The 22,958-nt window shown below is 69.0% G+C and carries 21 protein-coding genes; 10 read left to right on the forward strand and 11 right to left on the reverse strand.

What is annotated here, in order from left to right; translation table 11 throughout:
- Positions 1 to 71 precede the first annotated feature (71 nt).
- Positions 72 to 2,078: a ribonuclease J gene (locus KUG43_RS06165; RefSeq protein ID WP_286194436.1), complete on the forward strand. Its 2,007-nt coding sequence runs from the start codon at positions 72 to 74 to the stop codon at positions 2,076 to 2,078.
- Positions 2,079 to 2,135: 57 nt separating this feature from the next.
- Here the strand turns inward: KUG43_RS06165 and KUG43_RS06170 are convergent, their stop codons facing one another.
- Both KUG43_RS06170 and tilS read right to left on the reverse strand, forming a co-directional pair.
- Positions 2,136 to 2,858 (reverse strand): hypothetical protein, encoded by a 723-nt coding sequence (locus tag KUG43_RS06170; RefSeq protein WP_216907155.1) that lies wholly within the window; start codon positions 2,856 to 2,858, stop codon positions 2,136 to 2,138.
- The gene (tilS, locus tag KUG43_RS06175) at positions 2,851 to 3,882 is read right to left on the reverse strand and encodes a tRNA lysidine(34) synthetase TilS (protein WP_353617944.1); all 1,032 of its coding nucleotides are present in this window, start codon (positions 3,880 to 3,882) and stop codon (positions 2,851 to 2,853) included. Before tilS ends, KUG43_RS06170 begins: the two co-directional genes overlap by 8 nt.
- 23 nt (positions 3,883 to 3,905) lie before the next feature.
- On the opposite strand from tilS, the gene KUG43_RS06180 reads away from it, so the two are divergent.
- From KUG43_RS06180 to uvrB, 3 genes are read left to right on the forward strand one after another with little or no spacing between them, the layout of a single operon-like run.
- On the forward strand, positions 3,906 to 4,676 hold the full coding sequence (locus tag KUG43_RS06180) for a DUF561 domain-containing protein (RefSeq protein WP_216907157.1): 771 nt from the start codon (positions 3,906 to 3,908) through the stop codon (positions 4,674 to 4,676).
- A gap of 27 nt (positions 4,677 to 4,703) precedes the next feature.
- Positions 4,704 to 5,126: a phage holin family protein gene (locus tag KUG43_RS06185; RefSeq protein ID WP_216907159.1), complete on the forward strand. Its 423-nt coding sequence runs from the start codon at positions 4,704 to 4,706 to the stop codon at positions 5,124 to 5,126.
- A gap of 51 nt (positions 5,127 to 5,177) precedes the next feature.
- Positions 5,178 to 7,187: an excinuclease ABC subunit UvrB gene (gene uvrB / locus KUG43_RS06190; RefSeq protein ID WP_216907161.1), complete on the forward strand. Its 2,010-nt coding sequence runs from the start codon at positions 5,178 to 5,180 to the stop codon at positions 7,185 to 7,187.
- On the opposite strand, the gene mscL is transcribed toward uvrB, so the two are convergent.
- Genes mscL through KUG43_RS06220 form a run of 6 tightly spaced genes read right to left on the reverse strand, consistent with a single transcriptional unit; the run spans position 7,184 to position 14,124 of the window.
- A complete protein-coding gene (gene mscL / locus KUG43_RS06195) occupies positions 7,184 to 7,585 on the reverse strand; it encodes a large conductance mechanosensitive channel protein MscL (protein WP_502988582.1) in 402 nt (133 codons plus the stop codon). The two genes, uvrB and mscL, sit on opposite strands and share 4 nt — an antisense overlap.
- 48 nt (positions 7,586 to 7,633) lie before the next feature.
- The gene (locus KUG43_RS06200) at positions 7,634 to 8,785 is read right to left on the reverse strand and encodes a PQQ-dependent sugar dehydrogenase (protein ID WP_216907165.1); all 1,152 of its coding nucleotides are present in this window, start codon (positions 8,783 to 8,785) and stop codon (positions 7,634 to 7,636) included.
- Entirely contained in the window at positions 8,758 to 10,566 is a 1,809-nt protein-coding gene (locus KUG43_RS06205; RefSeq protein WP_216907167.1) for an MBL fold metallo-hydrolase, read from the reverse strand. The genes KUG43_RS06200 and KUG43_RS06205 overlap by 28 nt, the downstream gene beginning before the upstream one ends.
- Before the next feature lie 26 nt (positions 10,567 to 10,592).
- Entirely contained in the window at positions 10,593 to 12,428 is a 1,836-nt protein-coding gene (locus KUG43_RS06210; protein ID WP_216907169.1) for an aspartate kinase, read from the reverse strand.
- A 31-nt stretch (positions 12,429 to 12,459) separates the two neighbouring features.
- Entirely contained in the window at positions 12,460 to 13,455 is a 996-nt protein-coding gene (gene holA, locus KUG43_RS06215; RefSeq protein ID WP_216907171.1) for a DNA polymerase III subunit delta, read from the reverse strand.
- Complete coding sequence (locus KUG43_RS06220; RefSeq protein ID WP_216907173.1) at positions 13,456 to 14,124, reverse strand: type II toxin-antitoxin system prevent-host-death family antitoxin; 669 nt, start codon at positions 14,122 to 14,124, stop codon at positions 13,456 to 13,458.
- Positions 14,125 to 14,256: 132 nt separating this feature from the next.
- Between KUG43_RS06220 and KUG43_RS06225 the strand changes: the two genes are divergently transcribed.
- The gene (locus KUG43_RS06225; protein ID WP_216907175.1) at positions 14,257 to 14,934 is read left to right on the forward strand and encodes a precorrin-8X methylmutase; all 678 of its coding nucleotides are present in this window, start codon (positions 14,257 to 14,259) and stop codon (positions 14,932 to 14,934) included.
- On the opposite strand, the gene mutS is transcribed toward KUG43_RS06225, so the two are convergent.
- Positions 14,910 to 17,636: a DNA mismatch repair protein MutS gene (gene mutS / locus KUG43_RS06230; RefSeq protein WP_216907177.1), complete on the reverse strand. Its 2,727-nt coding sequence runs from the start codon at positions 17,634 to 17,636 to the stop codon at positions 14,910 to 14,912. The genes KUG43_RS06225 and mutS overlap by 25 nt on opposite strands.
- A gap of 131 nt (positions 17,637 to 17,767) precedes the next feature.
- Between mutS and ribH the strand changes: the two genes are divergently transcribed.
- From ribH to KUG43_RS06255, 5 genes are all read left to right on the forward strand, one after another.
- Positions 17,768 to 18,256 carry a 6,7-dimethyl-8-ribityllumazine synthase gene (ribH, locus tag KUG43_RS06235; RefSeq protein WP_216907179.1) on the forward strand — a complete coding sequence of 163 codons (489 nt, stop codon included), beginning with the start codon at positions 17,768 to 17,770 and terminating at the stop codon, positions 18,254 to 18,256.
- Entirely contained in the window at positions 18,253 to 19,161 is a 909-nt protein-coding gene (gene rfbA / locus KUG43_RS06240; RefSeq protein ID WP_216907181.1) for a glucose-1-phosphate thymidylyltransferase RfbA, read from the forward strand. Before ribH ends, rfbA begins: the two co-directional genes overlap by 4 nt.
- The gene (gene rfbC / locus KUG43_RS06245; RefSeq protein ID WP_216907183.1) at positions 19,158 to 19,757 is read left to right on the forward strand and encodes a dTDP-4-dehydrorhamnose 3,5-epimerase; all 600 of its coding nucleotides are present in this window, start codon (positions 19,158 to 19,160) and stop codon (positions 19,755 to 19,757) included. The genes rfbA and rfbC overlap by 4 nt, the downstream gene beginning before the upstream one ends.
- Before the next feature lie 86 nt (positions 19,758 to 19,843).
- Positions 19,844 to 20,032, forward strand: a complete 189-nt coding sequence (psbZ, locus tag KUG43_RS06250) for a photosystem II reaction center protein PsbZ (protein WP_094584244.1) — start codon at positions 19,844 to 19,846, stop codon at positions 20,030 to 20,032.
- Positions 20,033 to 20,213: 181 nt separating this feature from the next.
- Complete coding sequence (locus KUG43_RS06255; RefSeq protein WP_216907185.1) at positions 20,214 to 21,236, forward strand: sugar transferase; 1,023 nt, start codon at positions 20,214 to 20,216, stop codon at positions 21,234 to 21,236.
- A gap of 429 nt (positions 21,237 to 21,665) precedes the next feature.
- On the opposite strand, the gene KUG43_RS06260 is transcribed toward KUG43_RS06255, so the two are convergent.
- Positions 21,666 to 22,400 carry an acylneuraminate cytidylyltransferase family protein gene (locus KUG43_RS06260; RefSeq protein ID WP_216907187.1) on the reverse strand — a complete coding sequence of 245 codons (735 nt, stop codon included), beginning with the start codon at positions 22,398 to 22,400 and terminating at the stop codon, positions 21,666 to 21,668.
- Positions 22,397 to 22,903, reverse strand: coding sequence for a KdsC family phosphatase (locus tag KUG43_RS06265; protein WP_216907188.1), 507 nt, complete (start codon positions 22,901 to 22,903; stop codon positions 22,397 to 22,399). Before KUG43_RS06265 ends, KUG43_RS06260 begins: the two co-directional genes overlap by 4 nt.
- Positions 22,904 to 22,958: the final 55 nt, after the last annotated feature.

Here is a 22,958-nt window from a genome sequence, read left to right on the forward strand (position 1 = left end):
AAGGCTGATTTCCAGAGTCACCTCTGCTTCCGCTTCCCGTTCCTTCCCACCGCCAACCCTTCCTTTCCTACATGTCCAGTCAGAACGTCAATCCCATCGTCCGCTCCGGCAACGGCGCCAAAGCCAAGCATCAGGGCCTGCGGGTCATCCCCCTGGGCGGCCTGCACGAGATCGGCAAGAACACCTGCGTCTTCGAATACGGCGATGAGCTGATGCTCGTCGATGCCGGCCTCGCGTTTCCCAGTGATGGCATGCACGGCGTCAACGTGGTGATGCCCGACACCAGCTATCTGCGCGAGAACCAGAAGCGCATTCGCGGCATGGTGGTCACCCACGGCCACGAAGATCACATCGGCGGCATTCCCCACCACCTCAAGAACTTCAACATCCCGATCATCTACGGCCCCCGGCTGGCGATGTCGATGCTGCAGGGGAAGATGGAGGAGGCGGGCGTCACCGACCGCACCACGATCCAGACGGTCGGTCCGCGGGATGTGGTGCATGTCGGCCAGCACTTCAAGGTGGAGTTCATCCGTAACACCCACTCGATGGCCGACAGCTTCACGCTGGCCATCACCACCCCCGTTGGCGTGATCATCTTCACCGGCGACTTCAAGTTCGACCACACCCCCGTGGATGGGGAGGCCTTCGACCTGCAGCGCCTGGCCCACTACGGCGAGCAGGGGGTCCTGTGCCTGTTCAGCGATTCCACCAACGCCGAGATCCCCGGTTTCACACCGCCGGAGCGGGCCGTGTTCCCGAATCTGGATCGCCACATCAGCCAGGCAGACGGCCGGGTGATCATCACCACCTTCGCCAGCTCGATTCATCGCGTTTCGATGATCCTCGAACTGGCGATGAAGAACGGCCGCAAGGTGGGCCTGCTGGGCCGCTCGATGCTCAACGTGATCGCCAAGGCCCGCGAGCTCGGCTACATGCGTGCCCCCGATGATCTGTTCGTTCCCATCAAGCAGATCCGCGACCTGCCCGACCGTGAAACCCTGCTGCTGATGACCGGCAGCCAGGGCGAACCTCTGGCGGCCCTCAGCCGCATCTCCCGCGGTGAACATCCCCAGGTGCAGGTGAAGTCCACCGACACGATCATCTTTTCTGCCAGCCCGATCCCCGGCAACACCATCTCGGTGGTGAACACCATCGACCGACTGATGATGATGGGGGCCAAGGTTGTCTACGGCAAGGGCGAGGGCATCCACGTCTCCGGCCACGGCTGCCAGGAGGACCACAAGCTGATGCTGGCGCTGGCCAAGCCGAAATTCTTCGTGCCCGTGCATGGCGAGCACCGCATGCTCGTCTGCCATTCCAAAACAGCCCAGTCAATGGGTGTGCCGGCCGACCACATCCTGATCATCGACAACGGCGACGTGGTGGAACTCACCCCCGACACCATCAACAAGGGCGAGCCGGTCAAGGCCGGCATTGAGCTGCTGGATGCCTCGCGCAACGGCATCGTCGATGCCCGGGTGCTCAAGGAGCGCCAGCAGCTGGCCGAGGACGGTGTCATCACCCTGCTGGCGGTGATCACCACCGACGGCGTGATGGCGGCGCCGCCGCGGGTGAATCTGCGCGGTGTGGTCACCGCCGCCGATGCCCGCAAGCTCTCGGTCTGGGCGGAACGGGAGATCACCTGGGTGCTGGAGAACCGCTGGAACCAGCTCGCCCGCAACACCGGTGGCAAGGCTCCAGACGTTGACTGGGTGGGCGTGCAGCGGGAAGTGGAGGTGGGCCTGCAGCGCCGCCTGCGCCGCGAGCTCCAGGTGGACCCGTTGATCATCTGCCTGGTGCAGCCTGCCCCGGCCGGCACCCCGGCCTACAAGGGTCGGGCCGATGCCGAACCCGACACCCGGCCGGCGCCCCGCGGCGGCCGCAGGGATGGGGGTGGCCGCCAGGCGGCCGCCGCCGTGCCCCAGCGCCAGCTGGTGACGGCCGCGGCTGCGGCTCCAGCGGCCACCATGGCAGCGCCGGCCCCGGCCCCCGCAGCGGTTGTCACCAAGGCCCCCCCTGAGGAACCGGAACCCACCGGTCGGGTCCGCCGCCGGCGCTCCGCCGCCGCAGGCTGAGCGCCGTACGTCCTTCGGCTGGGCCCCGCCTGGGGCCTCAGATGAAGGGTCTGGGACTCAGCTGATCCGGACCAGCATCAGGCCGCTGACCAGGTCCCCATCTTCCATGTCCACGGCCGCCGAGGCTGGGGCCGGTTCCTTCCAGTCGAGCTCCACGTCCTCGGAGAGGGCCGGATCAGCCTGGTGCAATTCGATCAGTTCAGGCTCTTCGACCACCTCCGGAATCAACGAAGGCTCGCTCCATGGGGCGGCCGGCGTCGAAGCCCCAGGTTCCACGGCGGGCTGGGTCTCGACCTCCACGATCGGGGTAGGCGTCGACGGCTCAGTCGCCAATGCTGCGGTGGTAGCAGTGGCTGTGGTTGCAGCGGCGGTGAGCCAGGGGGCCGCCGGGCCTGGCCCGGCGCTGCTGGGGGTGACGACAGGCGCCACGGCCTCTTTCGGGGCCTCTGCCTGGACTGGCTCGGCGTGCGCTTCTTCGATGGCGCACTGTTTCAGTCCCTGCGCCGCGATCTTGGTGAGGGCGGCTTCATTGCTCTTGGCCGCCACGGCTCCGTAGTACACGGCGGCGGCGGTCTTGTTGGTGTAGCCGTAGAGCTGGGTGTGGCCCAGAAGCAGCTGCAACCGCATCTGCAGCCCAAGGAGCTGGACATTGTCCGACTGCCGCAGCAGCAGCAGCAGGTCTTCGCCGTTCTGCAGCACGGCGGCCCAGTTCTCCTTCGAATAGGCCTGCTCGATCACCGCGTAGCGCTGGGCGGCTTCGTTGGCGGTGGTCTCAGCCATGGAGCGCGTCGGGCGTTCGGACCCACAGTGTGCTGCGATCCCAGTGCAGTTGCCATCCTCCGGCCAGATCGAGACGGCCAGGATCCCCCCCCTGGCCCAGCCGGGTCACCAGTGTCTCGAGGTTTCGAGCACCAGGGTCGCTGCCCAGGTGCCGGCGCAGCCAGTGCTGCAACAGCCGCCGCTGGCTGGCCGGGGCCAGGCTGGCCAGACGCCGGCGTTGCAACCGCCCGGGAGCCCCTTTGGCCTCCAGGGCCCCCAGGGCCAGCTCCAGCAGTTCCGTTTCCGCCCCAAACTGCTGCTCCAGCCGCTCCGCCTGGGCGCTGATCCGGCGGCAGGCGCCGGGGTGGAGGTCCTCCAGCACCGGCATCACCTCAGCGCGCAGCCGGTTGCGGGCGAAGCGCCGATCGGCGTTGCTGCTGTCCTCCCAGACGGGCAGGCTGCGTTCCCGGCAGAGGCGGCCCGTGTCGGCGCGATCGAACACGAGCAGGGGGCGGACCAGCCGCAGGCTGTCTGCCTCCCGGCCCAGGGGGCGGCTGGCCCCCTGGCTGGCCAGGCCCCGCAGGTGGCTGCCGCGGGCCAGGTTGAGCAGGATCGTTTCGGCCCGGTCGCTGGCGGTGTGACCCGTGACCACATGGGTGCATGGCAGCTGGAGCGCCGCCTCGGCCAGGGCGCCGTAGCGCCAGTCCCGGGCCTCGGCTTCGCTGAGCGGAACGGGGTCGGCCCGATCGAGCCACAGGGGCAGTCCCTGGCTCCGGGCCCACTGGAGCAGTTCCTCGGCCTGGCGTGCGGCGTCGGGGCGCCAGCCGTGGTCCCCGTGCCACAGCTGCAGACACCAGCCATGCAAGTGCTGCAGGTCGCGCAGGAGGGTGGTCAGGGCCATCGAATCCTGCCCGCCGGACACGGCCAGCAGCAGGGACCCCCCCGCCGGCAGCAGGCAGGGGTGCCGCAGCAGATGGCGGTGCAGGCGTGCCTGGTCGCTTCCCCAGGGCCGCCGCGGCTGACTTGGGTCGGGTGGGAGAATCACGTCACGCTTCCGTTCGTCCGCCGATGTCCCGTCTCTCCAGCCTGCCCACCGCCCTGCAGCAGTCGATCCGCCAGGGGCGCACGCTGAAGGTCATCGCCGGACTGGACAACTTCGACGCGGCCCGCGTGCGGCAGGTGGTCAGGGCCGCGGCCGCCGGTGGCGCCGATCTGGTGGATCTGGCCTGTGAGCCTGCCCTGGTGCGCCTGGCCCAGGAGCTGGCACCGCAGCTGCCGGTCTGCGTCTCGGCGGTGGATCCGGCCCTGTTCCCCCCTGCCGTCGACGCAGGCGCGGCCATGGTGGAGATCGGCAACTACGACAGCTTCTATCCCCAGGGGCGCGTTTTCGGTGCCGAAGAAGTGCTGGCGCTCACCCGCCGCACCCGTGAGCTGCTGCCCCAGACGGTGCTGTCCGTCACCGTGCCCCACACCCTGCCCCTCGACGGCCAGGAACGGCTGGCGGTGGAGCTGGTGGCTGCTGGTGCCGATCTGATCCAGACCGAGGGCGGAACCAGCGCCCGTCCCCTCAGTGCCGGCGCCCTGGGCCTGATCGAAAAAGCCGCCCCGACCCTGGCGGCCGCCCATGCCATCAGCCGGGCGGTGGCCGTACCGGTGCTGTGCGCTTCCGGTCTGTCGGCCGTCACGGTGCCGATGGCCCTGGCCGCCGGCGCTGCTGGTGTGGGGGTCGGCTCTGCCGTTAACCGCCTCAACGACGACCTCGCCATGGTGGCGGTGGTGCGTGCTCTGCGGGAAGCGATGCCGTTGGCAGCGGTGGTTCAAGGCGAACGGCCTCAGTAAGCTGATCGGGTTGTTGCTTCGCCTCCCATGGGCTCGCTTGTCTGGCTTCTGCAATGGCCGATCCGAGCTCTGATTCTGCTCCTGGTGGCACGGCTGCCCCTGGGAGTGGAAATGGCGAGCTTCCCGGTCGCCCTGCTCTCGGCCGTCGTCATCGGCCTGCTGGGCACGCTGCTGATCTGGCCGCTGAAGCTGATTCTCGGGCCGATCTGGGCTGTCACCTCCCTGGGCGGCATCATCAGCCCGGTGTCGTTCCTGTTCAACTGGCTGATCACGATCATCCTGTTCGGCCTGGCCGCCTGGCTGATCCAGGGCTTCCGGCTCAAGAACGGTCTGGTCAGCGCCATTCTCGGGGCCTTGGTCTACAGCGTTTTGAGCACTGTCGTGCTGCGCTGGCTCGGCCTGGAGATTCCCTTCACCCGGGCGATGGCGGCCACCACGGGTCTGGGCTGATCGGTTTTCCCCGCCGAGCCGTTCACCGGGGGTGAACGCCAGAATGGTCCGATGCCATTCCAGCTTCACGCCCCCTACGTGCCGAAGGGTGACCAACCCACCGCCATCGAAGCGATGGTGAAGGGCGTTGACGCCGGCGAACGCTTCCAGACCCTGCTGGGGGCCACCGGCACCGGCAAGACGTTCTCGATCGCCAATGTGATTGCCCGCACCGGTCGTCCCACCCTGGTGCTGGCCCACAACAAGACGCTGGCGGCGCAGCTCTGCAACGAGCTGCGGGAATTCTTCCCCAACAACGCCGTCGAATACTTCATCTCCTATTACGACTACTACCAGCCCGAGGCTTACGTTCCCGTCTCGGATACCTACATTGCCAAGACCGCCTCGATCAACGAGGAGATCGACATGCTGCGGCACTCGGCCACCCGTTCGCTGTTTGAGCGGCGGGATGTGATCGTGGTGGCCTCGATCAGCTGCATCTACGGCCTGGGCATCCCCTCGGAATACCTCAAGGCCGCCGTCAAGTTCGAGGTGGGCGACAAGCTCGATCTGCGCGGTTCGCTACGGGATCTGGTCAACAACCAGTACTCCCGCAACGACATCGAGATCAGCCGCGGGCGCTTCCGGGTGCGGGGTGATGTGCTGGAGATCGGACCCGCCTACGAAGACCGGCTGGTGCGGATCGAGCTGTTCGGCGATGAGGTGGAAGCGATCCGCTACGTGGATCCCACCACCGGCGAAATCCTCCAGAGCCTGGAGACGATCAACATCTACCCGGCCAAGCACTTCGTGACGCCCAAGGAGCGGCTGCAGGGGGCGATTCAGGCGATCCGCGCCGAGCTGCGCGAACGGCTCGATGTGCTCAACGGCCAGGGGCGGCTGTTGGAGGCCCAGCGCCTGGAGCAGCGCACCACCTACGACCTGGAGATGCTGGAGCAGGTGGGCTACTGCAACGGGGTCGAGAACTACGCCCGGCATCTGGCGGGCCGGGAGGCCGGTACGCCGCCCGAGTGCCTGATTGATTACTTCCCCGACGACTGGCTGCTGGTGGTGGATGAAAGCCACGTGACCTGCTCCCAGCTGCAGGCCATGTACAACGGCGACCAGAGCCGCAAGCAGGTGCTGATCGAGCACGGCTTCCGCCTGCCCAGCGCCGCCGACAACCGGCCCCTCAAGGGGGATGAGTTCTGGGAGAAGGCGCGGCAGACCATCTTCGTCTCGGCGACCCCCGGCGCCTGGGAGCTGGCCCAGAGCAAGGAGCAGGTGGTGGAGCAGGTGATCCGCCCCACCGGCGTTCTCGACCCGATCGTGGAGGTGCGCCCCTCCGAGGGTCAGATCGATGACCTGCTCGGTGAGATCCGTGTGCGTGCCGATCGCCAGGAGCGGGTGCTGGTCACCACCCTCACCAAGCGCATGGCGGAGGACCTCACCGACTACCTGGCTGAGAACGGCGTGCGGGTGCGCTATCTGCACTCGGAGATCCATTCGATCGAACGGATCGAGATCATTCAGGACCTGCGCAATGGCGCCTACGACGTGCTCGTGGGGGTCAACCTGCTGCGGGAGGGCCTTGATCTGCCCGAGGTGTCTCTGGTGGCGATTCTCGACGCCGACAAGGAGGGCTTCCTGCGGGCGGAACGCTCCCTGATCCAGACCATCGGCCGGGCGGCACGCCACATCGATGGGGTGGCGCTTCTCTATGCCGACAACCTCACCGATTCGATGGCCAGGGCGATCTCCGAGACGGAACGGCGTCGGGTGATCCAGCACGCCTACAACGAGCGCCATGGCATCACGCCCACCCCCGCCGGCAAGCGGGCGGGCAATTCGATCCTCAGCTTCCTTGAACTCTCACGTCGGCTCACCGACGATCAGCTGGAGGTGGCGGCCGACCAGGCCGAGCACAACGAGGTGTCCCTTGATGCATTGCCCGAACTGATCAGGCAGCTGGAGGAGAAGATGAAGGTGGCGGCGAAGGGCCTGGAATTCGAGGAGGCCGCCAACCTGCGTGATCGCATCAAGCACCTGCGCCAGAAGCTGGTGGGCCGGCCGGCGGCTTAAAGGGCGCGCCGATCCAGGGCTTCGGCCAGGCGGTTGGCGGCGGCGGCCAGTTCGGCTTGGGGATCGGGCCCGGCATCGGCGGCCTTGATCTCCTCCTGGCGTTTCATCGCTTCGATGGCCCGCACGATCAGGAACACCACGAAGGCGATCACCAGGAAGTTGATCAGGGCCACGATCACCGCCCCGGCGGGCCAGGCGCTGATCGAATTGACCTGCGCCGCCTTCAGGGCCGGCTCCAGCAGGCTCGTCATCACCAGGCTGACGATTGCATCGACCACCTTGCCGAAGGCACCGCCGATCACCACGGCCACCGCCAGATCGACCACGTTGCCTTTGTTGATGAAATCCTTGAAGTCGCTCAGAAAGGAAGACGTGCTGCGCCGGGCCATGGGAATCACTTGTGAATACAGTCCTTTCCTAGGTCATGGCCAGTGGGCCAATCGCGGTCAGATGGGTTCAAGCCGGAGCAGCTGGCCATCGCCGGCCCCATCGGTGAGCACATACAGGAAACCGTCCGGTCCCTGGCGCACGTCCCTCACCCTGGCGCCGATGGAAATCTCCTCCTGTGGTGTCGCGGATCCCTGCGGAGTGAGGCGCAGGCGATGCACCTGCTGCGACACCAGCCCGCCGGCGAAGAGATCACCGCGCCAGCCTGGATAGCGATCGCCGTCGTAGAGCGTCAGGCCGGAGGGGGCGATGGCGGGCGTCCAGACCAGGGCCGGATCCCGCAGGCCCGGTGCACTGCTGGTCGGTGCGATGGCGGGGCCGAAGTACTCGCGGCTGTGGGTCACCTTCGGCCAGCCGTAGTTCACCCCGGCCTCGATCCGGTTGAGCTCGTCGCCATCCCTGGCGCCGTGTTCGCTGGCCCAGACCCGGCCCGTGCGGCGATCGAGGGCCAGGCCCTGGATGTTGCGATGCCCGAGGCTCCAGAGCCCCGGCAGGGTGCCGGGCCTGCCGGCGAAGGGGCTGCCCCTGGCGGGGCTGCCGTCGTCGTTGAGGCGCAGCACCTTGCCCAGGGCGCTGCCTGGGTTCTGGGCCTGGGTGCGGATCAGCTGCCCCTCCAGCTGGAGCGGAGGATTGCCCCCGTCACCGATGGCCAGCAGCAGGGTGCGATCGGGCAGCCAGAGCAGGCGCGAGCCGAAGTGCTGGCTGCCGGCTTTGCGTTGCGGCACGGCGAACAGCACCTGCAGGTCGCTGAGGCCACGGCCGTCGAAGCGGGCCCGGGCCAGCCGGGTGTGGTTGGCCGCGGCGCTGCCGGCCGCATAGGTGAGATAGATCCAGCGGTTGGTGGCGAAGTCGGGATGCACGGCCACGTCCAGCAGGCCCCCCTGGCCGGCGGCCAGCACCTTCGGCACACCACCGATCGGCTCCGGTTGCAGCACACCGCCCCGCACCAGGCGCAACCGGCCCGGCCGCTCCGTGATCAGCAGATCGCCGCCTGGCAGCCAGGCCACGGCCCAGGGGTGCTCCAGGCCGCCCACCACTGGCACGCTGCGCACCGCGGCGGCACTGGGCGCCGGCTGGCAGCCCCCCAGGAGGGCGGGAACCAGCAGGGCCGCCGCCAGCCGGTTCAGGATCCCGGAACGGTGGCCGGACATGGCGTGGGGGAGATCTCCAGCAGCACCAGGTCGCGCAGGTCGTGGAGCAGGGCCAGCTCGGTGCTGCTGAGCTGGCGCGGCCGGTTGTCGATCAGACAAAGGGTGCCCAGGCAGGTGCCGTCGTCGAGGGTCAGGGGCGAGCCGGCGTAGAAGCGGATGCGCGGCTCCCCCAGCACCAGCGGGTTGTCCGCGAAGCGGTCGTCGAGCCAGGTGTCCGCCACCAGCAGATCCGACTTCTGCGCGACCGCATGGGCGCAGAAGGCCAGATCGCGGGAGGTCTGGCAGGTGGCCAGGCCGTGGCACGACTTGAACCACTGCCGCTCCGCGTCGATCAGGCTGATCAGGGCGATCGGCACGTCGAAGGCGGCGGCGGCGATCCGGGTCAGGCGGTCAAAGCGTTCCTCCCGCTCCGTGTCCAGCAGGCCGAGCTCGCCCAGGCGCCGCAGGCGGCGCGGCTCGTCCCCCGGTGGCCGGGCCCGCTGCCAGCGGCAGGGGCTGCCCAGGCTCCAGGCCCGAAGCCTGGCACGCAGGAAGCTTTCGGAGATGGGCTGCACCAGCCACTCGCTGACCAGGGGGTCGTCCCTCCGGGCCAGGCTCTCCTCGGCGGCCAGCATCAGAACAGGGGTAGCGGCCGCCGACGTGCCCAGGACCTGCCGCAGGTGGTGGGTCAGTCCAGGGCCTTCCGGGCCTGGCGCTTGCTCCAGCAGCAGCACCGAGGCCCCCTGCTGCTCGAGGGCCTGCAGCAGGTCCGCTTCATCGGGGGCCACCCGGCAGGGCAAGCCTTCCAGGCGCAGGGCCGTGCTGAGGCCCGCCTCCAGGTCCCTGTCCGCCACCCAGACCAGGGCCGGAGGGCCGCCGGGCATCTCCGCCTGGCCACCACACGCGGCACCGGTCTCCGCGACGGCGCCCCGGGTGGGTGAGGTGCGCAGCACCAGTCCCTCCGAGGCCGCCATCACCTCCAGGGGGGAGCCCCGGTCGGCCAGATCGGCGCGCACCCGGGCCAGGATCAGGTCGATGGCTGCATCGTTGCGCAGGGGATCGTGGTGGGTGAGCACCAGCCGGGCCACCCCGGCCTCCTCGCAGAGGCGCACGGCGTACTCCACCGAGCTGTGGCCCCAGCCGAGCTTGGCCGGGAACTCCAGGGCCGTGTACTGGGCATCGTGGATCACCAGGTCGGCCCCCTCGATGAACTCGGCGTAGTGCAGGTCCTGGCCCGATAGCGGTCCGATGCCGCTGGCCAGCTCGGCGGCGTGGGGTTCGTGGTCGCAGCAGTAGACGACCGTGGCCCCATCGGCCTGGAGCCGGTAGGCCAGGGTGAGGGCGGGGTGGTTGAGGTAGTGGGTCGTCACCGTCACGTCGCCGATGCGGAAGGTGCCTTCGCCCAGGTCGTGGTAGTGGATCGCGGCGGCGAACTGGTCGAGGGTGACCGGGAAGTAGGCGTGCTGCATCTGGCCCGAGAGCACGCTGCGCAGGCTGCCCGAGAGGCCGCTGGGTCCGTAGACGTCCCAGGCGTGGCCGGGGGCGAAGAAGGGGGCGAAGAAAGGAAAGCCCTGGATGTGGTCCCAGTGGGTGTGGCTGATCAGCAGCGACCCCTCCATGCCGTCGGGGCTCTCCTGCATCAGGGCCTGTCCCAGGCCGTGGGCGCCGGTGCCGCAGTCGATCACCAGCAGGGTGCCTGCTCCGGAGCGGACCTCCACACAGGAGGTGTTGCCGCCGAAGCGGAAGGTGTCGGGGCCGGGTTTGGCGATCGAACCGCGGGTTCCCCAGAACCGAACCAGCATGCCGCCACCCTGTTGCCGGACCAACCCTAGGAAGGGCAGGCGCTTTCAGCTGCGGGGGCTTCCGTTCCCTCAGCGGCGTGGCGGGTCGTGCCGCCGAGGCCGAAGGCCTGGTGCACCGCCTGCAGGGCCCGCACCCCATCGGCTTCCGCCACCACACAGCTGGTGCGGATCTCGCTGGTGGCGATCAGGGAGATGTTGATGCCCGCATCGGCCAGGGAGCGGAACATCCGCGCCGCCGTGCCGGCGGTGCAGGCCATCCCGGCCCCCACGGCGCTGACCCTGGCGATGGCGGGCCCCTCCTCGAAGCAGGCACCGTCCCACTGGCGCAGGATCGGTGCCAGGGCCCGTTCGGCCCCCGGCCGGTCGTCGCGCCGCAGGGTGAAGCTCATGTCCCGCCGCCGGTCCTCGGGGCCGCCGTGGGTGCGCTCCGACTGCACGATGGCGTCCAGGCTGATGCCGGCATCGGCCAGGGCCCGGCAGATGGCCGCGGCGGCCCCCGGCCGATCGGGCACCCGTCGCACCGACACCTGCACCTGATCGCGGTCGAGGGCCACCCCCCGCACCGCCGGATCGCCCAGGTGGCAGGGGGGTGGATCGTGGCGCAGCTGCTGGTCGGCCAGCTCGAAGGCCTCCCCGGCGGCCCGCAGCGCCCGGGCCCCCAGCTGCCCATCCACCACGCAGCTCACCTTCACCTCGCTGGTGGCGATCAGGCGCAGGTTGATGCCGAGGCGGGCCATCGTGTCGAACAGGCGGGCCGCCACACCGGGGCGGCCCAGGATGCCGGCGCCGGCGATGCTCAGCTTGGCCATGCCCGCTTCGGCCGAGAGCTGGGCCCCATCGGCCCCCATGGCGGCCAGCACCTCCTGGCACACCCGTCGGGCCGATTCCATTTCGGACGCCGTCAGGGTGAAGGCGATGTCGTTGCTGGACCCCTCGTGGATCGCCTGCACGATCAGGTCCACGTTCAGCCCGGCGGCGCCGAGGGCTTCGAACAGGGTGGCGGCCACGCCCGGCCTGTCGGGCACGTGGGACAGGGCCAGCACCGCCTGGTCGGCCTCCAGTTCGGCCCCATCCACGGGCCGGCCCAGTTCCAGCCCTTCACTGCCGATCGGCCGGGCAGGACCGCTGGTGAGACGGGTGCCGGGGGCCTGGCTCCAGCTGGAGCGCACCGTCAGGGGCACGCCGTAGTTGCGGGCGATCTCCACGGCCCTGGGGTGGAGTACCGCGGCCCCGAGGCTGGCCAGCTCCAGCATCTCGTCGCAGCTGACACTCGCCATCAGCTGGGCGTCGCTCACCTTGCGGGGATCGGTGGTCAGCACCCCGGGCACGTCGGTGTAGATCTCGCAGCCGTCGGCGCCGAGGGCCGCCGCCAGTGCCACCGCCGAGGTGTCGGAGCCACCCCGCCCCAGGGTGGTGATCTCCGGGGTGCCGGCCTGGCCACTGCTGGTGCCCTGGAACCCGGCCACGACCACCACGTGGCCGTCCTCCAGCAGGCGGCGCAGCCGTTCGGTGCGCACCTCCAGGATGCGGGCCCGGCCGTGGGCCGATTCGGTGATGATCCCTGCCTGGGTGCCGGTCATCGAGACGGCAGGGACGCCTTCGGCATGGAGGGCCATGGCCAGCAGGGCGATCGACACCTGCTCGCCCGTGGCCAGCAGCATGTCCATCTCCCGCCGTGGCGGGTCGCTGCAGAGGCTGGCGGCCATGCCCGTGAGCTGGTCGGTGGTGTGCCCCATGGCCGACACCACGATCACCAGCTCGTGGCCCTCCTCGCGGCTGGCGGCGATGCGGCGGGCCACCGCCCGGATCCGCTCGGTGTCGGCCACCGACGTCCCCCCGAACTTCTGTATCAGCAGGCCCATGGGCTCGTCGCCGGCGCGTCGGGCTCGATTATCAACGCGGGGCGCTGCCGGGCTCTGCCAGGGCGGCCAGCAGGAAGCCGTCCCGGAAGGCGTCGCCCGGGTCGGCGCCGCGCTTGAGGGCGGCCTCAACGTCGAGCAGGCGGCGCAGCAGGGTCAGCAGCTGCTCGGGGCTGCGGCCGCGGATCTGTTTGCGCATCACATAGATCCGCTTGGGATTGCCGATCCCCGCGGCTTTGGCGATCACGGCCACGTCCTGCTCGCCGCTGCGCTCCAGCAGGCACACCCACAGCCAGCCCCGGATCTGGCTGGCCAGGGCCGCCACGATGCGCAGGGCGGGTTCGTTGGCCTCCAGCAGGGCCTCCACCAGGGCGATCGCCTCGGCGGGGCGCTGGGCCAGCAGGGCATCCCCCACGGCCAGGCTGCTGGTGACCTGGCCGCCGATCAGGGCGGCCACCGCCTCGGCCGTGATGGGGCCGGCGGCGCTGCCGGCGTGGAGCGCCAGCTTCTCCAGCTCGCTGGCGAGCCGCAGGCCATCGCTGCCGATCGCCTCGGCCAGGGCTTCAGCCGCCCCGGGGGCCAGGGCCAGGCCCCGGTCCCGGGCGGCGCTCTCCACCCGCTCGATCTGGCCGGCCCCGTCCCAGATGGGGGGCAGGGGGAAGGACCGCTCCTCCGCCACGGCCCGCAGCCGCTTGGTGGTGCGCAACCGGGCGTCGGGCTTGCCTTCGCTCACCAGGAACAGGTGGCCATCGGCGGGGATCAGCTCGAGGGCGGCCTCCAGCTGGGCGGCCAGCTCCGCCGGGCAGGCCTGGCAGAAGGGACTGCGCTGCAGCACCACCACCCGGGCTCCGGCGCCGAAGGGGGCCGTGCGGGCCTCCTCCAGGGCTTGGGCCGCCTGACCGGGATCGGCACCGTCGAGGCGGCTGAGGTTGATCGAGGCCCAGGCCGGATCCACCAGGGCCTCGATCTGGGCCGCCAGGGCCCGCTGGCGGGCGGCTTCATCGTCGCCCCAGTAGAGGTGAATCGGCATTCAGTGCAGGGGCGCCGGCTGGGGCAGGGCGGCGAGCAGGCGGGGGTCCCGGCTGATCATCGCCGTGGCGCCACCCTGCAGGGCCGAGGCCAGCTCCAGGGCCACCTCGGGCGCCATTGCGGCGTGGATGCCTGGCCGCTGCAGGCGCGCTGCCGCCAGGGCGACCTGGGGCGTGAGGCTCACCAGGGTCCAGGCCGCCGGGTCGCTGAACACCGCTTCGTAGCGGGCCGCCAGGGCTTCATCCCCCAGGCGCAGGGGCCCCTCCATCAGCGTCATCAAGGTGGCCATGCTCAGCACGCCCCGCCAGCGGCCGGCGGCGATCGCGGCGATCAGGGGCTCTGCGTGGCGGCTGGAGGCGTCGCCGCGCAGGAAGGGGATCAACACCGTGGCGTCGACGGCCACAGCCGAACCGAGGGTCAGGCTGGCGCTGCTCTCCAGGGGTTGGACCGGCCAAGGTTGGCTCGGCGGGAGCGGGTCCGGCCAGCAGGCGAGGCCGCTGCCCTTGAGGGCGATCAGGGCCTGCCGCTGGGGACGGTGGCGACGCCAGAGCGGCACCAGGGCCGCCACCGGGTGGCCGTGGCGTGAGATCAGGGTCTCCTCGCCCCCGTGGGCTCGATCGAGCAGCTCGGGGAAGCGCTTCCTGGCCTCCAGGACGCCGAGGGTGTCCATGGTGTTGGCGGCCGCAATCGAGTTCTGTACACAATGTACAGGTTTGGATTTTGCTCGGCAGAGGCCCCTGCCCACCCGGAGCACGGCCAGGGTGCATCCCGTAGCCTCGCCGCTTCCCGTCCCGGTGCCCCCATGCCGCGCCAGGCGATCAACAGCTTCGAGGCCTCGCTCGATCACCCGATCTTCCAGGAGAGCGTGCGGCGCATCCGCGCCTGGCTCGGGCCCACCGGCCTGGTGGGGGTCGAGCAGGAGGTCCTGGAGCGCCTGGTGCACAGCAGCGGCGACCTGGCCCTGGCGCCGGATCTGCGTATCGGGCCAGGGGCCTGCGCTGCCGGCCTCAAAGCCCTGGCGGCCGGCGCGCCGATTCTCACCGACACGGCGATGGCCGCGGCGGCCGTGGCCCCCATGGCCCGGCGCACCTTCGCCAATCCGGTGCATTCGGTGCTGGCCTGGGCGCCGGCCGTGGCGCCGGCTGGTGGCACGCGGGCGGCGGCGGGCATGGAGCGGGCGCTGGCGGAGCACCCGGGGGCGGTGGTGCTGGTGGGCAGCGCCCCCACGGCCCTGGAGCGGCTGATCGAGCTGGTCGAGGCCGGAACCATCGCCGCCCCGGCCCTGGTGATCGGCATGCCGGTGGGGTTCGTGGGGGTGGCCGAGAGCAAGCGCCACCTGGCCGCCAGCGATCTGGTCCAGATCCGCCTGGAGGGCAGCAAGGGCGGGGCCGGCCTGGTGGGTGCCGCCGCCAATGCCCTGCTGCGGCGGGCCTGGCTGGATCAGGCGCCCCAGGATCAGGCGGCCCTGGATCCCCCCTGAAGACCCACCGCCACATGGCTGTTGGCCTCGATGCGGCCCAGCACCTGGCGGGCCCGCAGCACCACCGAGGCGGGAACCCCGGCCAGCCTGGCCGCCTCGATGCCGTAGCTGCGGCTGGCGCCACCCCGGCAGACCCGGTGCAGGAACACCAGGTCATTGCCGGTCTCCTCCACCAGCACCTGGGCGTTGCCCACGTTGGGCAGCAGCTCGGCCAGCTCGTTGAGCTCGTGGTAGTGGGTGGCGAAGATGGTGCGGGCGCCGATGCCGTCGGCCAGGTGCTCCGCCACGGCCCAGGCGATCGAGAGGCCATCGAAGGTGGCCGTGCCCCGGCCGATCTCGTCGAGCAGCACCAGGGAGCGGGGGCTGGCGTGGTGAAGGATGTTGGCGGTTTCGGCCATCTCCACCATGAAGGTGGACTGGCCGCTGGCCAGGTCGTCCACGGCCCCCACCCGGGTGAAGATGCGGTCGGCGATGCCGAGGCGGGCGGAGCGGGCGGGGATCCAGCTGCCGATCTGGGCCATCAGCTGCAACAGGCCGCTCTGGCGCAGGTAGCAGCTCTTGCCGCTGGCATTCGGCCCGGTGAGCACGATCAAATCCGGTGAAGGGGCGCCCAGCTGCAGGTCGTTGGGGGTGAAGGCCGTGTCGACCAGCAGCTGCTCCACCACCGGATGGCGCCCCGCCTCGATCACCAGCTCGCGGCCCTCGCTGAGCTCGGGCCGGCAGTAGCCAGAGGTGGCCGCCACCTCGGCCAGGGAGGCCAGGGCATCGAGTTCCGCCACCCGCCGGGCGGCGGCCCGCACCGGTCCTGCCGCTTCGCCAACGCGGCGGCGCAGCTCGCAGAACAGGTCGTACTCCCGCTGGCAAACCCTCGACCGCAACTGCAGGATCCGGCCTTCGCGGCCCTTGAGCTCGGGGGTGACGAAGCGTTCCTCGTTGGCCAGGGTCTGGCGGCGGATCCAGTGGTCCGGAACGGCGGCGGCCCGGGCGCGGCTCACCGCCAGGAAGTAGCCGAAGCTGCGGTGGTACTGGAGGCGCAGGTTGGGGTTGCCGCTGGCCCGCCGTTCGACCGCCTCCTGACGGGAGAGCCAGGCCTCCTGGTCGTCGAGCTGGTTGCGCAGGCCGTCGAGCACCGGATCGACGCCGTCATGGAGCAGCCCGCCCTCGCTCAGCGACAGAGGCGGCGTCTCCACCAGGTGGTGGCGCACCTGCTCGGCCAGGGCGGCCAGCTCGGGCCAGGGACCCTTGAGGGCCGCCAGGGGGCCGCTGCGGCACTGGGTCACCAGGGCCGCCAGGCGGGGCAGGCGCTCGAGGCCATCGGCCAGGGCCACCAGATCGCGGGCCGAGGCGCTGCCGGCGCCGGCCCGGCCCGCCAGGCGCTCCAGATCCCCCATGGGCCGCAGCAGCCGGCGCAGACCCAGCCGCAAGGGCCGCTGCTCCACCAGCTCGCTGACCGCCTCCTGGCGCTCCAGGATCGCCGGCAGGTCCACCAGGGGGGCCTCGATCCAGCGCCGCAGGCAGCGGCCGCCCATGGCGGTGGCGGTGCGGTCGAGGGCCCAGAGCAGGGAGCCCTGCAGGGCGCCGCCCAGCTGGGTGCGGGTGAGCTCCAGGTTGCGGCGGGTCTGGGCGTCGAGCACCAGCTGGTCGCCGGCGTGCCACAGCCGGGGCATCTCCAGGGGGATCGACGCGGCCCTCTCGGCCGCCGCTGCCTGGGTGGTGTCCAGGTAGGCCAGCAGGCCCCCGGCGGCCCGCAGCGCCAGGGGGGCTTCCCCCAGCCCGAGGCCATCGAGGCTGGCCAGCCGGAAGCGGCGGCGCAGCAGGGCGGCGGCTTCGGTGGCTTCGAAGGGGGTGCGGGCCAGGGGGGTGAGCCGCAGGCCCTCGGGGCACCAGGCGGGGGCTTCCCCCTGGCCGGGCCACACCACCTCAGCGGGCTCCAGCTGCAGCAGCTCCTGGTGCAGGCTGCCGCTGCCGTCCCGTTCGCTGACGCGGAATTCACCGGTGCTGACGTCGGCGACGGCCAGACCCCAGCGGCCCGCTGCGCTGCCGTCCCCGTCGAGGACCACAGCGCAGAGCCAGTTGTTGCGGCGGGCCGCCAGCATGCCCTCCTCCAGCACCGTGCCGGGGGTCAGCACCCGGGTGATGCCGCGGCGCAGCAGGGCCCCCTTGGCGGGGGTGGCCTCCAGCTGGTCGCAGAGGGCGACGCTGAGGCCGCGGCGCACCAGGTCGGCGCAGTAGCGCTCGGCGGCGTGGTGGGGGATGCCCGCCATCGGCACCCGGCCCAGGGCCTTGCCGGCGTCCTTGCCGGTGAGGGTGAGCTCCAGCAGGCGCGAGAGCAGGATCGCGTCCTCGAAGAAGAACTCAAAGAAGTCGCCGAGGCGATAGAGCAGCACCCGATCCGGATGGGCCGCCTTCAGCTCCACGTAGTGGCGCAGCACCGGCGTGAGCGTCGCCGGGTCCACCAGGGAATGGTGGTGCCAGCGGGGCAGGTCGTCCTCAGGCTCCGGGCTCTCGCTCTTGGCAGGCTCCGGCTTCGGCATGGAGGGCCGCCGCCGCGCACGCGGCCTGGCGCTGGCATCCGCCAGCAGCGTCTGCTCATCAAAGCCGCCGTCGGGCTCCGGTGCCGGCGCCACGTCAACCCCGAACAGGTCGCCCTGCAGTCCGGAGTCGTCCGCAAGCGGGAGCTGCTGCTGCACTTCCCTGGCCATGGGCCCGCCGCCTGGAGCGCCCCGATCGTAGGGGGCCTGCCGGGGAGATCCCACTCGAGACGCCCCGGCGCTGGCGGAGGAGGCCCGGATGCTGCTCAACTGGGTCGTGAGCTTCTGCGTGGTCTGATCCCTTGACGGTTTTCGAAGGCCGCTTCACCGATGTCGCCGATCTGCGGATCGGCCTGGTGATCGCCCGTTTCAACGATCTGGTGACCGGCAAGCTGCTGAGCGGCTGCCTAGATGCCCTCTCCCGCCACGGCATTGATGTGGGCCCCGAGAGTAGCCAGCTCGACGTGGCCTGGGTGCCGGGCAGCTTCGAGATCCCCCTGGTGGCCCAGCGACTCGCCGCCACCGGCCGCTACCAGGTGGTGATCACCCTGGGGGCGGTGATCCGCGGCGACACGCCCCACTTCGATGTGGTGGTGGCCGAGGTGAGCAAGGGGGTGGCCGCCGTGGCCCGCGACACCGGCGTGCCGGTGATCTTCGGGGTTCTCACCACCGACACCCTGCAGCAGGCCCTGGAGCGGGCCGGCATCAAGAGCAACCTGGGCTGGAGCTATGGCCTCCAGGCCCTGGAGATGGGCAGCCTGATGGCCGCCCTGCCCAAGCAACAGCCATGAACCGCAAGGGACTCATCCTGGCGGGGGGCAGCGGCACGCGGCTGGCGCCCCTCACCACCGCTGTCAGCAAGCAGCTGGTGCCGGTGTACGACAAGCCGATGATCTACTACCCGCTCAGCACGCTGATGCTGGCGGGCATCCGCGAGGTGCTGGTGATCACCACCCCCACCGACCGTCCCGCCTTCGAGCGGCTGCTGGGGGATGGCGCGGCCTGGGGCATGGAGATCCGCTATGCGGTGCAGCCCAGCCCCGATGGCCTGGCCCAGGCGTTCCTGATCGGCGCCGATTTCCTTGACGGCGCCCCGGCGGCCCTGGTGCTGGGGGACAACCTGTTCCACGGCCATGACCTGATCCCCCAGCTGCAGGGGGCCAACGGCGAACGGCCGGGGGCAACGGTGTTTGCCTATCCGGTGAGCGACCCGGAGCGCTACGGGGTGGTGGAGTTCAGCGGTGACGGCCGGGTGCTGAGCATCGAGGAGAAGCCGGCCCAGCCGCGCAGCCGCTACGCCGTGACGGGCCTGTACTTCTACGACCACACGGTGGTGGAGCGGGCCCGGCAGGTGCGCCCCTCGCCGCGGGGGGAACTGGAGATCACCGACCTCAACCAGCTCTACCTTGAGGAGGGACTGCTGCGGGTGGAGCTGATGGGTCGGGGCATGGCCTGGCTGGACACGGGCACCCCTGATTCCCTGCACGAAGCCGCCAGCTACATCCGCACCCTGGAGAAGCGTCAGGGCCTCAAGGTGGGCTGCCCCGAGGAGGTGGCCTGGCGCCTCGGCTGGATCGACCACGGCCAGCTGGAGCGCCTGGCCCTGCCCCTGAAGAAATCCGGCTACGGCGACTACCTGCTGCGCCTGCTGCAGGAGGCCGCCAGCGACCACCTGGCCCTGGAGCCCCAGCGATGAACGTGCAGTTCCTGGCCATCGAAGGCCCCCTGCTGCTCACCCCGGCGGTCTATGCCGACGAGCGGGGCTGGTTCAGCGAAAGCTGGAACCGGCGCCGCTTCGCCGATGCCCTCGGCAAGGCGGACGCCGACGCCCCGGAGTTCGTGCAGGACAATCACTCCCGCTCCCTGCAGGGGGTGTTGCGGGGCCTGCATTTCCAGCGGCAGCCTCACGCCCAGGGCAAGCTCGTGCGTTGCACGCTGGGGGAGGTGTTCGATGTGGCCGTCGACCTGCGCCAGGACTCCGCCACCCTGGGCCACTGGGTGGGCGAGCGGCTCAGCGCCGAGAACCAGCACCAGCTCTGGGTGCCGGTGGGCTTCGCCCATGGCTTCCTCACCCTCAGCGCGGTGGCCGAGGTGCAGTACAAGACCGCTGGGTACTGGAGCCGGGAGTGCGAGCGCTCCCTGGCCTGGAACGACCCGGCCATCGGCATCGACTGGCCCCTGGGGGAGCTCCCAGAGCCCCACCAGCCCCTGCTGGCCCCCAAGGACGCCGCCGCCCCCGGTCTCGGGGCCCTGGCGGCCGCCGGGGATCTGTTCGCGCCCGACAACGTGTGAAGGATGGCTCCGGCGGCGGGCAGGGCCCCGCTCTGCATGGCAGGATCCCCCACGCTGCCTGATCCGGCCCCGAGCCTTCCTGCCCCATGCAGATCCTCAATACCCTCACCGTTCTGGCCCTGGTGGTGATGTCCTTCGCCCTGATCGTGGCAGTGCCGGTGCTCTACGCGAGCACCGAGGACAGCGGCCGCTCCAACCGCCTGATCCTGATCGGCGGCGCCGCCTGGGTGGCCCTGGTGCTGGTGAACTGGGGCATGAGCCTGCTGGTGGTGTGAAGCAGGGCCTCCCCGCAAGGCCGTGGCACCCTTGGGCCAACCCGGGCGTGAACCTGACGGCTGAGTTGAGTCACTGATACGACCATCCGGGTGGAGAAACGTGTTCTTGCGCAAGCCGCGCAGCGTCCTGGCTCTCTGTGCGGTCCTTGACCTGGTTGGGGTTGCTGCCGGCGCAGCCCTGATGGATGCCTGTCTGGGTACGGATCTGTTGGAGGATCCCCAGTGGCTGGTGACGTTCGGCCTTGTCTACGTCCTGTTGAGTTGGCTGTTCGGCAGTTACACCCTGCTACGCCTGCCGCGCCTGAGTGGGGCTCAGGTGTTGATGCGGCTGGGGATGGCGGCCCTGGCCAGCACGCTGCTGGTGGTGCTCGCCTACTGGGCGCTCAGCCTTCCTCCCACCTTCACCCTGGGCCACCGTCGCACCCAGGTACTGCTGTTGGCGTGGCTCAGCCTCTGGGCTCTGGCGACAAGGCTTGCCCTGCGCCGAATGGTCCGCCATCGCCAGCCCAGATTCCCAAGCCTGCTCGAGAAGATGGAATCCCAGCAGCAGCGCCTTCTGCCTGCCCTGCTGGCTGAGGAAGCCTTGACCCTGGAGGACCTGCCCTGGGCGGACGGTTTGAGTGTGCAGCGCCAGCTCAAGCGGGGCGCCGATGTTGCTGTGGCCTTGTTGCTGCTGTTGGCCGCCATGCCGCTGATGGCTCTGTCCGGGCTGCTGATCTGGCTGGAGGATCGGGGACCGGTGTTTTATGTGCAGGAGCGGAGCGGTTGGATGGGCCAAGTGTTTCGTCTCTATAAGCTGCGAACGATGCGTCTGGCCTCTCCAGATGTTCCCGCCACCTGGACCATCCAGGGGGACACGCGGATCACCCGAGTGGGATCTTTCCTGCGACGCGTGCGGCTGGATGAACTGCCCCAGCTCCTCAACGTGCTGCGGGGCGAAATGACTTTGATCGGACCGCGGCCGGAGCGTCCGGAGCTGGAGCATGACCTCGAGCAGCGGATTCCCCACTACCGCAAGCGTCACTGGATGCCGCCAGGCCTCAGCGGCTGGGCCCAGGTCTGTGCACCGTATGACGCCAGCGTGGAGGAGGCCGAACTCAAGCTCAGTTACGACCTCTACTATCTGCGGCACTGGAGCACGGGGCTTGATCTTCTGATCCTGCTGAAGACGATCAAGACGGTACTCAAGGCGAGGGGGAGGTGATGACGGCGTCACGACTTTCGCCGAAAGTCTCGTGAAAGTGGATTCTTCTACTAGAGTCATATAGTGAGCGCTTTGTGTGATTGCAGTTTCTAGCACGAAGTATTCAGTTTGAGACTTCCTGTCCCGTCGGTCAATGCAATTGACTCATTTGGCATTCCGAGATCGGAATCAGCCTGATTCTAATCACTGATAGGGCCTAATGGATACAAGCATTCGCTCATCGAAAATGCCTTGCGGCCAGTAAGGAATGGAATTGTCAAGGCGTTCAGAACAGTTAGCAAGCTTTATTTCCTAGACTCCTGAAGAATCTGTGGGGTGCTCTGGTATCAGTAGGCGTCTGGGGAGAAGCCATGGGCTGTCGTTCTTTCAGGCGGTTGAATTGCAGAAGATGTTGCTAGCAGTGGCTCTGTGTAGGGGTGTTGCCAGTGTCTAATGAGCTTCACGACATATCCTCGGTAGAACCCATTCGCCTCGCGCCACTCTCATGCGGGCAATTTCCAGATCGAGTGGATAATTAATGTCGAAGCCCTCCGCTTCAGATGTCAGAAATGGAACAATTAGATGTCCGGCGATTGAACCGGTTTCGGCATAGCAAGAAAAGCGAGCTATCTCGAGGCTGGCATTCTGTACATAAATCTCTGGCAGCGCGGCCATCTGCGAACTATGCCATGGTGTTCCATCCTGTTCAAAGGGAAGAAGCGGCGTCATGAAGGGGCCATTCATTCTCCACATCTTGCCGGGATGAAGACTGGTTTTTTCAACGGCACGGATGGAATCGGCTCGAGAGTTGTCCTGCAGAATCGCCAGGGCACGACGGATGGTGTCCGCTTGGCGGAATGGGCTGGTGGGACGCAGAATTGAAAAGTAGTCAATGGGTGCATCGACGAAGCAGGATTCGAAAAACCATCGCACCCAGCTGATGTCCGGTGAGTTGGACTGCGCTGTTGATGTGGGGCGCAGTTCAGCTACGGTGCCGCCATAGGAACGGGCGATGTCAGCATAGGTTGCGCTGTCGGTGATGCAGTGAACAGCATCGAAACAGCCGCTCTCGAGTGCCGCGGAGATGCTGTAGGACAACAGGGGATGCCCGGCCAGCTCAGCCACGTTCTTATCCGGCAGTCGGGTGGAGCCGCTGCGGGCAGGGATGAGGGCAATTCGCATCATGGGGCTGGAGAACTAGCCGACTCAATGGCGTCGCCGATGAGATCGCAGATCTCGCGGACGGCCCCCTGGCCCCCAGGGCGATCGGTGATGATCGCGGCATGCTTAAAGACGGAGGGGTACGCATCAGCAACGGTGAAAGCGATGCCGACAGATCTCATGGCATCAATGTCGTTGATGTCGTTGCCGACGAAGGCGGCGTGCTCTAAAGCGATACCATGCTCGCCACACACCTTGGCAACGACTTCAGCCTTGTCTCCAACGGACTGATGCACAGGAAGTTGAAGTTTCTCGGCCCGGCGGCTCACAACTGGATTCACCTCAGTGGAGATGATGAACTGGATCAGCCCCAGCGAGCGAAGTCTAGAGATGCCGAATCCATCAAATCTGGAGCAACGAACGTACTCCACTCCATTGGAATCGACCAGAACATGATTATCAGTGAATACCCCGTCAAAGTCGTAGAAAATGATTTGAATGTTTCTGAGGTCAGGGTAGGAGACCATGTTGTAGGAGCCAGGAACGACGAGGAGCGACAGACTCGGGCAACCAAAGTATCGA

The organism is Synechococcus sp. CCY 0621 (assembly GCF_019038465.1).
Lineage (GTDB): Bacteria > Cyanobacteriota > Cyanobacteriia > PCC-6307 > Cyanobiaceae > Cyanobium.